Below are 15,500 nucleotides of genomic sequence, written 5' to 3' on the forward strand. Positions count from 1 at the left end.
CAACCTGATTAAGAACTACATCAATAGCCAGATCGCGGTTCTTGCCTTGGCCTTCCCGGGACTTCGCCTGCAGGAGGGCCAGAATCTTGACAAGATTGCCTCGGATGCTGCTGATGCTCCCCTGAGTATTGATACGCGTTTCCGTTTCCTCTTCTGGGGGCTCGAATCACGGATTACTGTCAGCCTCGGAGTGATCCCGCTCGTGTATGACGGCCTTGAATTGCCTCCGCTGAGAACAGTCGTTCCTGCCCGCGTAATCGTGGATCCGCCACCGTTCGCTTTCAAGGAACCGGCTTCCTTCTCCCTTGAAGATATCAAGGGACGCATCTCCATTGATGGCGGTGACGGCTTTGAAACATCCTCAGGCGACCGCCTGACGGTCCATGCCCAAGGCGATGATGGTGGCGTAACCGGCCAGCTCACATCCGTCGTGATTCCAAATCTCGAAGGCGAGGAATTCCAGGTTTACAGGAAGGGAAGTAACGAGATCTTTGTTTCCACCGATGTAGCTTTCACAGGAACTACCCAGAACCTTGATTTCTATAATGGACTCACTGGTAACTTCACCGAGACCATCTACTCACGGCTTCATGCTGAAAGCCTTGGCTACGCACCGAAGCTGGTTAGCGGCTTGGTACCCGTGAATACATTCACGCTGACCGGAGCAGACCAGACATCCCTCATCGAACAGTCTGTACCGAGTTCAGTGGTGGATAGCCTCAACTCGATCGTCGACCAGTTCTACGCCGACGAGGCCAGCTTTGTCGCAGCCGTGAACGGCCTGCTGTCCAGTGCCGATTTGACCACTTACAAGCCGGTCATTCTCGCCGTTGCCGCAGTGCCTGAGGTTGACGCGAGCGGTAACCCTGTGCTCGTCCCGGGCATCGTGGGCAAGTTCGAAACTTTCTACAAGCAAGTGCCTGACGGACTGGGCAATGACACACGTAGCCTCTTCACTCTTCAGGGTCTTGGTCTGGGAGCGGGCATCTCCCTCGACGGCACTCCGTATGACGGTGTGGAATATGGCGACCTTGAGAGAATGCGCATCATCCTCGGAGAGGGTGGGGACCAGTTCACAGTTGATAAACTATCCGGTGTGGAGCTGGAGCTCTCGACCGGTGGCGGAGCGGACATCATCAATATCAAGGAAGCCGATAGCCCGATGACAATCATGGGTGGTGAAGGTAACGACACCGTCAACGTCACCAACGATTCCTCGAAACTTGAGGACATTTTGGCCCTTCTCACGATCGAGGGGAATTCCTACCTCGAAGAGACCGTCACAAACGTTCAGTACGACCCGACAATACCGATTCCGGGCAAGGATCCGTTTGAATCCCTGCATGATGCCGTTCTCAACAGCGACATCCGGATCTACGTCAATTCCGACCCGACCAACACAAGCGGTGGATACACCCTGTACAGTTTCATTGATGCAAGCGGGGACGTGACAACTTACGCCCGCCAGGATCTGGACAAGCTGGTCTTCCGCAATGGTCCGGGCGCAGCCCCCGGCGGTGAATTGTGGATCCGCCCGGTTGTTCTCGATTCCAACGGATTCCTCATTGAAGACCTTATCCAGGAAGTCGACAGCACGGGCAAGCCGGTCTGGCGCGATGTGAACGGCAAGCTCGTTGCATGGGATCCGACCGATTGGGCGAATTTCCCGAAGAGTCTCCTCGACTACAACAACTCTTTCCTCGCGGACTTACGCTCGATCATTGAAGCGTTTGACTTCCTCGGATTTGGCTCCTTCACGAGCACTATTCAGGATGCCATCCTTGATCGCATTGCCCCGTCGCTGATTCCGGTTATCCGGGTCGATGCCACGGGCACCCCGCTGACAAGATCTAATATTGTAAAGCTCACGTCCCCAACCGCGGGAACAGATACCTTGAACGTCCGTGATTCAGGTAATGGTAATTCCAATACAGGAGCGCTGACCTCGACGGCCATCACGGGTCTATTCGGAACCGGTGGCTCGATCAATTACGACGCATTTGAAATCCTCAATATCTTCCTCGGGACAAACGAGGACCTCTTCACGATCAACAGCACGCACGCTGGATCGACCTACCTGGATACCGGAGACGGGGATAACGTCGTTAACATCAAGACGATCAGCGGCATCACGACAGTGAATGGCGGGGATGATTCGGATACGTTCAATGTCGGGACAAACGCCCAGGGTAATTTGACCGTTCCGGATACAAATTCCACGGGTTCCCTGAACAGCATCGGCGCGCTCCTGACCCTTTATGGCAACGCTCCGAGCAGTGGCAGCGATGTCCTGAACATTGATGATACCTTGGACGGCACACCGAACGTCGGAACGTTGACCGCAACAACCCTGACCGGCCTCGGCATGGGTGGCAGCATTACCTACACGACCTTCGAAACCCTGAATATCGCCCTTGGTTCCGGATCGGACACCTTCACGATTATCAGCACACATACCGGTGCGACCAACATTGACGGCAACAATGGCTCCGAAGTCTTCAATGTCCGGACCATCAGCGGTGCCACGACAATTGACGGCGGTACCGGCTCGGAAACCTTTAATGTTGGCAGCAACGCCGCCGGCACCCAGGCCAACCGCAACCTCAATGCCAACGGCACAGTCGACGGCATCAAGGCACTTCTTTCACTCAGTGGTGATGAGCCGGCCAGCGGCACGGATATCCTCAACGTCGACGAGACCGGTGAGACCTCCGCCAACACAGGAATCCTGACCAACTCCACCATTACCGGCCTCGATATGACCCCGGGCAGCATCTTTTATGATGGTATCCAGACCTTGAACATCGGTCTCGGGTCAAATGTTGATATCTTCACAATCGAGAGCACGCATGTTGGGGTGACCAACCTGAACAGCAACAACGGCTCTGATATCATTAATATCCGCACGATCAGAGGCACGACCAACCTCAACACCGGTTCCGGTTTCGACCACGTCAATGTTGGTTCCAACGCAAACGGAACAACCGGTGACAAGGACTTTAATACCAATGGCACCGTCAATGGCATCAGCGCTCGTCTGAATATCAATGCGGGCAGTGACACGGATTATCTCTCCGTCGATGACACGGGTGACACGGTCAACAATACGGGCATCCTCACCAACAGCCGTATCACCGGCCTCGGAATGGGCAATGCCAACCAGATGGCTGTCAACGCCGCCCTCGGCATAGACTACAGCAACTTTGAAGAGCTGGTCATTTCACTCGGTTCCGGAAACGACACCTTTACGATCAACAGCACGCACAATGCGTCCACGGGATCCGTCACCGAGCTGACCACTTTGAACACGGGTCCGGGAACGGATACAATCCACATCAACGACGTCAGCGACACGCTCTTCGTCAACGGCCAGGCCGATGCGGATACCGTGAATGTCAATGGCACGAGCACCATCAGTGACACGACCATCAATGGTAATGGCGGCAACGACATCGTGAATGTCCGTGCCATGAACGGTTCGGTTCAAGTCAATGGTAACGAGAATGACGACACGATCAATGTCGGTATAGACACGCCGTTACTGCCGAGCCTGCCAACTACGCTCGTTGGCAATATCGATGCGATCAATGGTCTCCTCACTGTTGATGGTGGCACGGGGACGGGCGACGTCCTGAACGTTGACGATTCCAATCCGGCCAACAATGCCAAGTACGGCATCCTCACAGGCTCGACCATCCGTGAGCTGGAGCTTGAAAATGGCATCAACTACACGACCTTCGAATTCCTGAACATCTGGCTTGGCGACGGAAACAACCGCTTTGATATCAACGGCACACATGCCGCTGAAACAACGATCAACACCGCTGGCGGTCTGGACACGGTTAACATCCGCTCCACGAGCCTGAACAGCACGACCTTCATCAATACCGAAGCCGGTAATGATACGATCACGATCAGCGACACCTCCCCGACACTTCCCGCAGACTATCCGGTGACAACACCTCCGCCGGCCGCCGATCCAGTTGGCTCGATTGACGGAATTGACGGCCTGATCGACATCGATGCTGGAGATGGCTTTGACGACCTGAATATTGATGATTCCGGCAACACCCTTTCCAAGCTCGGTACCTTGACCACCACGACCCTGCGCGGGCTCGATCTCCCGGCCGGTGTCAACTACGACGGATTTGAAGACCTGAACCTCTGGCTTGGAAACGGACAGGATGTCCTCTTCATCGACAGCACGCATGCGGGAACGACGCAGGTTTACTCCGGTGACGGTAACGACACGACCAACGAGCGTGACGACACCATTGCGATCAAGTCCATCTCCGGTGTGACCACCATTCACACGCAGGCCGGCAATGACTTCATTGAAGTCAATGTGAAGGCCGATGTCCTTCCGCAGGATGCCAGCTTTACTCCGGATGAGCCGATCATTGGCTTCTTCACCCGCACTCACCTGAACGGTTTGGCCGCCACGCTGAACCTGCACGGTGAAGGCGACTCCGACCAGTACACGATCAACCTTGCCCACGCTGGCACGGCAACGGTCAATGTGCATGACAACGGATTTGAAAATGACGGTGTCGATACACTGATCATCAATGGTGCCGACACGGTTGCCGGACTCGCCAACAATCCGGATGATACTTTCCTCCTCCGTAAGGATTTCGTTGCCCTCCTGAATGACTCCGCCGACATCGATCCGGACCTCGACCAGGTCGAGCGCGTCAATTACGACCAGAACATCAATGCCCGCCTGATCGTGAATGGCCTTGGTGGACATGATGCCTTCACCGCGGATGACAACAGCAGCATCACCACACTTGATGGTGGTGACGGCGACGACTATTTCCAGATTGGCCAGGTCTTTGGCACGCCGCGTAATACCGACGCCAACATTGCCGCAGGCGATACCTTCACAACCACACCGGTCATCATTGGTGTGATCCGCAACCCGTTGAACAACGAGGTCATCTTTGATCCGGCTGAGGACGCCCTCACCGATGCGGTCAAGGCACAGATTTCACAGGCAATCATCGATTCCGGTGATGACCCGCTTGATGGCATCGCCTACCTCAGTGACGGCGTAAGCTTTGCGACGACCGCTTTTGGTGGTGAGGGTGAAGATACCTTCTCCGTCTATCGCAATGTCGGTGTTCTTCGCCTGGAAGGTGAAAACGGCAATGACGAGTTTATTGTCCGCGCCTTCGTGATCCTTGAAGGTCTTCTCCAGGCCGAAACTGAAGTTCTCGGTGGTAATGGTGAAGACACCATCCAGTACGCCATCAACGCTCCAGTCAGTATCGATGGCGGAGCGGGTTTTGACACCGTCGTCGTCCTCGGAACGCCATTTGGAGATAACTTTGTCGTCACTTCCTACGGCATCTTCGGGGCCGGCTTGAATGTCCGCTTTGAAAATGTGGAAAGTGCCGAGCTGGATGCCCTCGAAGGCGATGACACCATTTATGTCATCGGTACCAACAAGGACCTCGTCACCACCGTGATCGGCGGCCTTGGCAGCGACACCATCAGCGTCATGGGCGATGTCGTCCAAACCATCGTTTCCAATGACTTGCTGGGCCGTTCCGGAATCATCTCCCACAACATCACAAGTGGTGATCAGCCTTATGTATCCGCGGGTATCAACGGCGTTTCCACAAATGTCCTTTCCTCGAATGACGGTGCCCTTGTCGATCTTTCACCATTCGGTGATCCCCTCCGGGTGACTGAGGATGGCCTCATCGCCACATACATGGTGATGCTCACCGGTCCGTTGGCCGTTGATTTCTCGACAGTCTACCTCACGGTATCCGCCGGTGTGGCCAGCACAACCGACCAGAGCGAAGACGGCGCAAGCATCCTCGTATCAACGGATGGAGTGACTTTCACCAATGCGGTCGTCCTGACCTTCAATGCCGCCAACGCTGGTCAACAGATTTGGGTGAAGGCAATTGATGACGCCGGACTCGAAGGCGAACGCATTGCCATGATCAGCCACAGCATCAATAGCGCCAGTGGCAGCTACAATGATCTGCCGATCCTCGATATGCCGGTGATCATCGTGGACAACGATCAGCCGGGTCTGGATATCCGCCAGCTGGATGGAACCACTCCAGACGAGATCACTGAAGTCCTCGAAGGCGTTGACGGATTCAGCGATACCTACCAGTTCCGTCTGACCACTGCTCCGGCAGATGGTGAAACCGTGACCATTACCCTGGTTGGCGACAGCCAGATTGACCTGTCCGAGTCGGTCTTCACATTTACTTTCGACGGCCCGAAGGCATGGAATCTCTTCCAGACAGTCACCGTTTACGCAGCTGACGATAGCGATCAGGATGGCGTAGAATTCTCCACGATCTTCCACCAGATGACCTCCGACGTTGTTGGCAGTGTCTTCAACCTTGATGAAGAAGATTATCAGGAAGTCGACGTCACCGTTTACGATGATGAATCGGCCGGTGTGATCGTCCGTGAATCAGACGGTTCGACAATTGCCGTTGTCGGCGGATCCGGGGACAGCTACAGGATGCGTCTCACATATGAGCCGGATGCGACCATCACCTTGTCGCTCTACACCGACACGCAGACAAAGCTCTTCTCCTCGGATGCGCGCTTCGCGATTATCGATGAAGATCCCAATGCTCCACAATTTGAGTACAGCCTGACCTTCAACAGCGATAACTGGAATGACTGGTTCAATGTTGAAGTGATTGCCAATGCGGATTACGAGGGCGATGGTTCCCCGACCAAGGCCTTCGCACCGATGGATCAGAACCTCGACCAGATTCGCGGACCGCTCATCATTGATGGTGGAATTATCGAAGGCAGGGATCGTTCCCTGAATCCTGCCCTCGTGCTGCCGGGTGAAACCAATGAGGCCAGCAACCAGGAAAGCTCGTTGACGGATGAGACCCTGAATATCGATACGCTGGAAATCTTCCATACGGATAATACCGATGCGGACACCGGTCTGCTCAGCTTCCGTGGAATTGATGCGGACATCACCAATACCGGATACTCCCTCACGGGCTTTGAAATGGGCGATGGCCTGACCGTCGATGAAGGCACCGACGAAGTTGAGAAACTGGTCAACTACGGTGGCGGCATCACCTACAGCGATTTTGAAATCTTCGAACTGCTCCTTGGTAAGGGCAATGAAACCCTGACCATTGAAACCACACAGGATGGTGCTATCACGGCTGTCCACGGTGGTGGCGGCACTGACACGATCACCGTAACTGGACGTGGCACAAGCCCGCTGGTCATCTACGGCGACACCTCCGAAGAGGGCACGCGTTACAGCAACGATACCGGATTGAAATCAATCCACGGTACCAGTTTCTCCAACCCGGGTAATGATATCATTGATGCCTCGGCCCTCGATGCATTGGACAACCTCGACGATTCCTTCGCCGGAGTGGTTATATACGGTGGTCCTGGAAATGACATCATCACCGGTAGCCAGTACGCCGACCATCTCGCAGGTGGCGAAGGCACGGACACCATTTATGGCCAGAAGGGTGATGACCACATCTACGGCGATTCCCACTTTAATGTGAACCTCCTCCTGTTCTCACAGGACCAGATCACGCCGTTTGATGCATCCATCCCGGCTGAGCTGGATATGATCAACGCCATGTTCACCGTTCCGACCAACCTGGAGCCCGCCGGCGACATGCTGTCCGGTAATGACGGGAACGATACAATTCTTGGTGATCACGGTATCATCACACAGAAGGACGGAACGCGTCGCATCGAAACAACTGGTCAGGTTGAGCGCATTGAGACCAATGTCGAAGACAAGGGCGGCATCGACACGATCAACGGCGATGCCGGCAACGATATCATCCTCGGTGGCCATCTTCGCGATATCATCAACGGCCACGAAGGAAATAACATCATCTTCGGTGATCACGGTTATATCGATTATGTCATCCGCGACGGTGACCTGAGCGATATCGATGTCATCGCCAGCACCTCGACAACCGCAAACGGCGGTGATGACGACGTTGATTCAGGTCGTGGTGACGACATCCTCATCGGCGGTCGCTTCGGCGACACCATCGACACGCTCGGCGGTAACAACCTGATCATCGGTGACAGCGGCAAGATTACCTCGGCGACTGATAACGGTTCACGCTTTGCCAGCCTCCCGCTGACCATCGGTCGGATGGAAACCATTGAGTTTGGTGACGGTGGCGTGGACACCATCAATGCCGGAATCGTTTCAGGTCCGTTGTTTGACGGAAATGACATTGTCTTCGGCGGCCACCTCGGTGACTTCATCAACGTGGGTGAGGGCGACAACATCGTCCTTGGTGATGATGGCGCGATCGATTACGTCCGTGCCGAGCGCGAAAGCGTTCCAGGTGCTGATCTGATCGCTTCTGACATCGACCTGATCACAAGCCTGTCAACTGACTTTGCCGGCGGTATCGACGACATCGATTCCGGTGAAGGGGACGACATCCTCATCGGTGGGCGTAACAACGACTTTATCGACTCCCTCGGCGGCAACAACATCGTCATCGGTGACAGCGGAATCATTACAGCCGCCAACACGGGTGCGACCAACTTCAGCGCCCAGCCGCTGACCATCGGTCGCATTGAGACGACCGAGTTCGGCGACGGCGGAGTGGATACGATCAATACCGGTTCGGTATCTGACGGAAACGACATCGTCCTCGGCGGCCACCTCGGTGACTTCATCAATGTCTATGAAGGCGACAACATCGTCCTTGGTGATGATGGCGCGATTGATTACGTCCGTGCCGAGCGTGAATCTGCCACTCTCCCGGGTGCTGACCTGATCGCCTCCGACATCGACCTGATCCAGAGCCTCTCGACCACGGCCGCCGGCGGTATTGACGACATTGATTCGGGTAAGGGCGACGACATCCTCATCGGTGGGCGCGACAGCGACTTTATCGACTCCCTCGGTGGCAACAACATCGTCATCGGTGACAGCGGAATCATTACTGCCGCCAACGAGAGTGCCCAGACCTTCGCAGGTCAGCCCATCACCATCGGCCGCATTGAAACAACCCAGTTCGGCGACGGCGGAGTGGATACGATCAATACCGGTTCCGTTTCAGACGGAAACGACATCGTCCTCGGCGGCCACCTCGGTGACTTCATCAACGTCTACGAAGGCGACAACATCGTCCTCGGTGATGATGGCGTGATTGATTACGTCCGCGCCGAGCGTGAAGCGGGCGAAACAGGGGCCGACCTGATCGCCTCCGACATCGACCTGATCAAGAGCCTTTCCACTACCGCATTCGGTGGCGTCGACGAAATTGATTCCGGCAGTGGCAACGACATCCTGATCGGTGGCCGCTTCGGTGACATCATTAACTCGGTTGACGGTGACAATATTGTCTTCGGTGACAGCGGCATCATTACTGCTGCCGATGCTGACTCACCACGCCGTGGCAGCGCTCCGCTCACCCTGATGACCATTGGTCACATCGAAACCACCGCTTATGCAGATGGTGGAGCCGATGACATCACGACCGGTACAGGCAGCGACATCATCCTTGGTGGCGTCAGCGGAACCGTCCTCAGCGGCGATGCCGGTGAGCCGGATGTGATCCGCAGTGGCGCAGGCACGGACATCGTCCTCGGTGACAATGGCGAGCTGGTCTACGATGACCCGACCGCCGACCCGGCAACCCTCGATCTCGTCCGGACAACCCAGCCGACCATCGGTGGAGCCGACATGATCTACGGCGGTAGCGACAACGACTTTATCTTCGGTGGTACCGGTTCGGACACGATCTGGGGCGACCGCCTGAGCGAAACCACACCGGACATCATTGATGCAAATCCGGATAGCGACCTGATCTTCGGTGACCACGGCGAAGTCCGGGGCATCGTCAACGCCGCTCAAATCGGCCTCGCCAACGCCACCTTCACTTACACGGCAATCGATACGCAGGAAGCCGATGATGGCGCTGCTGACTTGATCTTCGCCGGTTCCGGTGCCGAGCCTCCGCTGACTGACTTTGGCTTGAACATCATCCTCGGCCAGCAGGGCGACGACGCCATTTACGGCGGCGATAATGATGATGACCTCATTGGTGGTCATAATGTCGCTAACGGCTTTGACGGGAATGACTACATTGATGGTGGAGCCGGAAACGATGTCATCGCTGGTGACAATGCCAGCATCATCCGCACGGGTGGCGATACCGGACCACGCTTCGCAGTCCTCAATGGCACGATCATCTACGACATCTGGGGAGTCGACCAGGTCGCAACGGGTGATGCCTCCAATCCGGATGGTATCGAGTCACGCTTCATCGTCCTCTTTGACCACGACGACAGCGCCAACAATGTCGGCAACTTCGGCAACGACACGATTGCCGGTGGCGCCGATGATGATGAGATCTTTGGCCAGCTCGGTAACGACAATCTCCATGGTGATGGAAAGCTCGTTGATGATAACGGCATCCTCGTTCTGGCAACCTTGCCGGGAACAATCCCGGGTTCGGATGTTGGCGGCGACGACTATGTCGAGGGCAATGGCGGCAACGACACGATCTTCGGTGGCCTCGGCCAGGATGATTTGATCGGTGGCAGCTCCACTCACTACAACCTTGACCTGCGCACGGATCGTCCTGACGGATCCGATACAATTTATGGTGGCAACGGCGATATGGCCGGCCGCAACAACACCGGTGCCGCAACAGACGAGTCCGGCAACCTGATCCTGACAACAGGTGAGCTCAATGCCCGCGACTCCGACATGATCATCGGTGACAATGGCAACATCTACCGCCTCGTCGGAACCAACGGCATCGATAGCGGCAGCTACCTTACTTTCAATTACGACAACTACGACGCCGCCCGCCGCATCGTGGTGCGCGCAGCCGTGCTGCTCGACTACACACCGGGTGGGGCAGACATCGATCCGGCTTCCGCAGCCCTCGATATCGGTGCCGCCGATGAAATCCACGGTGAATCGGGTGATGACTTTATCTATGGCCAGCTGGGCGACGACGTCCTTTACGGTGATGCCCAGAACGATGACCTGATCGGTGGCGTTGGCGCTGACTGGATCAGCGGTGGCACACATGATGATGGAATCCTCGGTGACGACGGTCGCCTCTGGACCAGTCGCAATGGCACAGCCGAGCCGCTCTATGGCATCGCCGCTGTTGTTGACCTAGACCTCTTGATTTCCACCCCTGGGAAGATCCAGCAATCCACAATCAACGTCACAGGCCTGCTCAAGAAGACCGCGATTCTCGAGCCGTTCAACCTCGGTGCCGATGATTATGTCACACCGGGCAACGTCTCCTCCAACGACATCCTCTTTGGTGGTCTGGGTAACGATGCCATCCACGGTGGCGCTGGCGATGACGCGATCTCCGGAACAGAAGCCCTACCGCAGTACTTCAGCAATCCATTCAATCCGGGTAACTATCTCCTGCACAGCGACGTTCGCGCCGGTGAGTTCAACGCTTACGACGAATACAACCCGATGACGAAGGTCTTCATTGATCCAGTCACTGGCATCTTCACCGATTCCACGGCACCGGGTGCGGTTGAGTTCATTCTCAACTTCCTCGACAGCGAAATCGACGGCAACGACGTCCTCTTCGGCGACCTTGGCAACGACTGGATCGTTGGTGCGCAGGGCCGTGACCATGCCTACGGAGGCTGGGGCGACGACCTGCTCAACATGGATGACCTCCACGACACCAACAATGGCCTCAATGACGCGACTGACACGGACATCACCTTCGAGGACATTGCCTATGGTGGCGCTGGCCGCGACATCCTCATTGCCAACACTGGTGGCGATCGCCTGATCGACTGGGCCGGTGAGTTCAACAGCTACATCGTTCCGTTCGCCCCGTATGGTGCTGCGACGATCAGTCGTGCCCTGCAGCCACAGCTGGCCGAATACCTTTACGACCTGTCCAAAAGCGACGGCGCCGATTACACGCGTCCGGCAAAGCTCGGCATCGCTGCTGAGGAATCCCGTAACGGCGAGCCGTTTGGTGAGCTGGGTGTCATTCTCCAGCAGGACTTTGCCTGGCAGGACCAGACCGGTGCCCCGGATGATCCACAGGCTGGTAATATTGGCGGTGGACCGCGCGATGTGCTTCGCTCAGTTGGTTTCAATAATGGCCAGCCAGATGGATTCTTCATCGACAGCGGCAACTGGACCACGCAAAACGGCAGCTACTATGTTGAGCCTGAAGCCATTGGTGGCGATGCCTTGAGTGTGTTCCTCGTCGATTCCTACATCCCGACCTACTACGAGGTCAAGGCGACCCTGCAGCCGGTCAAGCCGACCGGTGGATTCAAGAGTAATGCTTACCTGATCTTTGATTACCAGAGCTCCACGGACTTCAAGTTTGCCGGTATCAACGTATCGACCAGCAAGCTCGAGATTGGCCAATATACAGCAGACGGTTGGACTGTTGAAGTACAGGCACCGTACCTGGGAGCTCTCCGGTCAGATACACTTTACAATGTCTTCCTCGTCGTGAACGGCACATCCGTCACCTTGATGGTCGATAATAAATCCACCCTGACGTATGAGTTTGAGAAGATCTATGACGAGTATGGTATCCTCAGGGGCTTGAACGATGGCATGATTGGCCTTGGTGGTCAGAACTCCCGTTCCGCGATCGACAATGTGGTTGTGCAGCGACTTGCCCCGGAAACCACTTTCACTCTCGGTGATGACTTTGACGGTGCCGTCAATAATCTCTTCCTCACGCCGGAAAGCGGCTTGTGGTCTGCTGGAAGTGGCCTCTACCGCGGTAACGCAACGAGTGAGACCGCCATCAGCCTGATTGGCATCGAGGTGGCCCCGGCCTCCCTGATCCGCCTTGAAGCAGACCTGCAGACATCCGGTGAGGCCGGCTTTATCTTCGATTACTACGACGAAAACAACTACAAGTTCATTACCATCTCCAGCGAGACCAATGAAGTGACAGTCGGCCACAGCACCCGGAAGGGGATTGTTGTTGATGAGATGTACACCCGTACAGACCTCGACTTGAGTGGTAGCCAGGATATTGAAGTGATCCTCAAGGGTAGCACGGTCAGCGTGACCTTGAACGGTGGTCTGGTCCTCAGCTACGCTTTCAACGCCTTGGTCACCGATGGCGACTACGGATTGATTGGCTTCAGCGGCGTGACCGACTTCAATGAAGTGACCTTCCAGACCGATGATCCGGCCCTCGCACCTGAAGACGGTGGCGATCCTGATCCAGTTGTTCTTGTGCCTGTCTTGGTCCTTCCGGACTACGAGGATGATGTCAGCGTCATCGAACCTGAAATTGAGATTGTTGAGTCCATCAATAATCCGGATTCCTCCATTGATCCGATTCTCTCCGGTGAGTCGCAGATCGGCCTCATTGCGCCAAACAAGGCAAGTGGCCTGTCCTGGACCGTCATCCACCCATGGCCCGTCGCCCAGAACTTTACAAACCACCTGAGCAATCAGATTGGGTCGCCCACCGAGGCAGACCCGACAGCCAACGGCCTTATTGCTCCTCGACCATCAGGTGATGCCGCCGCAGAGGCCCCTGTATGGCCTGTTATACAGGGCTTGGAGGCTTCCATGACGGAGGGCAGCCATTCCGCTTTTACGATACTCGAAGAAGCGTTCTTCCTGATGGGGGCTGATCCCGTGCTCTATGCGCATGAAGAGCTATTGGCGGATTATTTCGCCCGGATCCTGTCCCTTTACTAGGGCTGCGCAGTTCTCCACAGGGGCCCAAGGGCCGCTGTTTCCTTTGACATAAAGGAATCAAAAGGATAGAAATTCTCTATGCATGCGCAGACCTTATATACATTCCTTTCGGGTAGTTTACTGTTGGCAGCGACTACCGTACTGGCCGTGGATCCAGTGTTGATCTGGTCGGATGAGTTTGATGTGGACGGGCTTCCGGACAGCTCAAAGTGGTTGTACGATGTTGGTGGCAGTGGCTGGGGCAACGCAGAGGAGCAGTTTTACACGGAAGAGCGGCTGGAGAATGCCCGGGTGGAAAGCGGCGTCCTGATTATTGAGGCACGCAAAGAGGGCTGGCCTCCCTCGCGCCAGCCAACCCATGAGTATACGTCCGCGCGCCTACTCTCAAAGGGATACGGCGACTGGCTGTATGGGCGGATTGAAATTCGTGCCAAGCTCCCGGCGGGCACGGGCACCTGGCCGGCTATCTGGATGATGCCGACCGGCGACGCGTATGGCATTTGGCCGCGCAGCGGGGAGATCGATATCATGGAGCATGTCGGCTTCGACATGGGAACGGTCCATGGCAGCCTGCATTCGCTCAACAACAACTGGCTCACGGGGACTTATCCGACGGCCTTTACCGTGGTACCGGATGTGGACACGACCTTCCACGACTACGCGATTGAGTGGAGCCCGGCAGGCATCATTTTCACCATTGACGGCACCGAGCTGCTCAATGCGCCCAATCCGGGAACAAGCTGGGAGGACTGGCCCTTTGACCAGCCGTTCCATCTGATCCTCAATGTGGCCGTTGGCGGCTCATGGGGCGGGCAACAGGGGGTTGATCCCGATATCTGGCCCCAGCGTCTGGAAGTGGACTACGTACGGGTCTATGACCTGGGCGATACGGTCGCCTTGGATACCGATAATGACCAGGATCCCAATGCCACCGATCCGGATGATGACGGAGACGGGCTGACGGATATCGAGGAGCATGTCCTCGGGACGAATATCCTCAAGCAGGACACCGATGGTGACGGGTATAAGGATCTTGAGGAGATCGAGGCCGGTACGAGCCCGCTTCTGGCGGCATCCTATCCGGGGAGCATCGGCCTGCTCATCAATACCGATTTCAGCGACGGGGATTTCCCGTGGATCGTCCATACCAATTTCTTTGACTTCGACGATGTCTGGTTTGGCCAGGTGGGTTCATGGGGTGGGGCCTATACCGTCCTTGACTGGGTGGAACCGGTCGGTGAGTCGGAATTTGTATTCTACAACCTGCGCTGGGAACCTGAGCAGTTCATAGCCGAACATTTGCTCTTCCAGGAGTTTAAATCGCTCTCCCTGGAGATGACGCCCGGCGATGTCATCCGCTTCCGCGGGACGGCTTCGGCAATCGCCTCCGATGAGACCTTCATCATTGAAGCCTTCATCCGCGTATTGGATCGAAGCTTCCAGAAAATGCCGGAATCCGTTGAGTTCGCGCTTGGACCGGATCCGGTAAGCTTTGAGCTCGAGACAAGCCTCGGTGAGGATTCCATCAACCTGCTTCAGTTGGGCTTGCTCATCAAGGGTCCTGTCTGGGAAACAGCGGTCGTCACCTTCAGCAATCTGGAAGGAACCATCAATGAGGAGGAATCCTGGGCCGGTTATCCGGTTGTTGAGGGCGTGGTTGATACAGGCGATTGGCTCGGCATGCTTTACGTCGGGCATCGTCCATGGATCTGGAGCTATAGCTTGGAGGGCTGGATGTACCTGCCGGTCTCGCATGTGGGCAGTAGCGGCGCCTGGGTCTATGTCGTACGGTAGGGTTTAAGATTATGGG

General features: G+C 55.9%; 2 protein-coding genes (1 of these 2 only partly in view). Both read left to right on the forward strand.

All coding sequences use genetic code 11. From position 1 onward, the window contains the following. Positions 1-13,690: the final stretch of a matrixin family metalloprotease gene (locus tag G0Q06_RS10525; protein WP_163965540.1), read on the forward strand. 28,688 nt of this gene lie to the left of the window's left edge; only the last 13,690 of its 42,378 coding nucleotides appear in the window; the start codon falls outside the window, past its left edge; the stop codon is at positions 13,688-13,690. Between the two features lie 78 nt (positions 13,691-13,768). Continuing rightward, positions 13,769-15,484: a glycoside hydrolase family 16 protein gene (locus G0Q06_RS10530; protein WP_163965542.1), complete on the forward strand. Its 1,716-nt coding sequence runs from the start codon at positions 13,769-13,771 to the stop codon at positions 15,482-15,484. The last annotated feature ends 16 nt before the right edge of the window (positions 15,485-15,500 follow it).

Origin of the sequence: Oceanipulchritudo coccoides (assembly GCF_010500615.1) — a bacterium.
In the GTDB taxonomy this organism is placed as follows: domain Bacteria; phylum Verrucomicrobiota; class Verrucomicrobiia; order Opitutales; family Oceanipulchritudinaceae; genus Oceanipulchritudo; species Oceanipulchritudo coccoides.

Excerpts from the sequence above, each read along its gene's own strand:
- G0Q06_RS10530 (WP_163965542.1), top strand. The coding sequence starts at position 13,769 with ATGCATGCGCAGACCTTATATACATTCCTTTCGGGTAGTTTACTGTTG.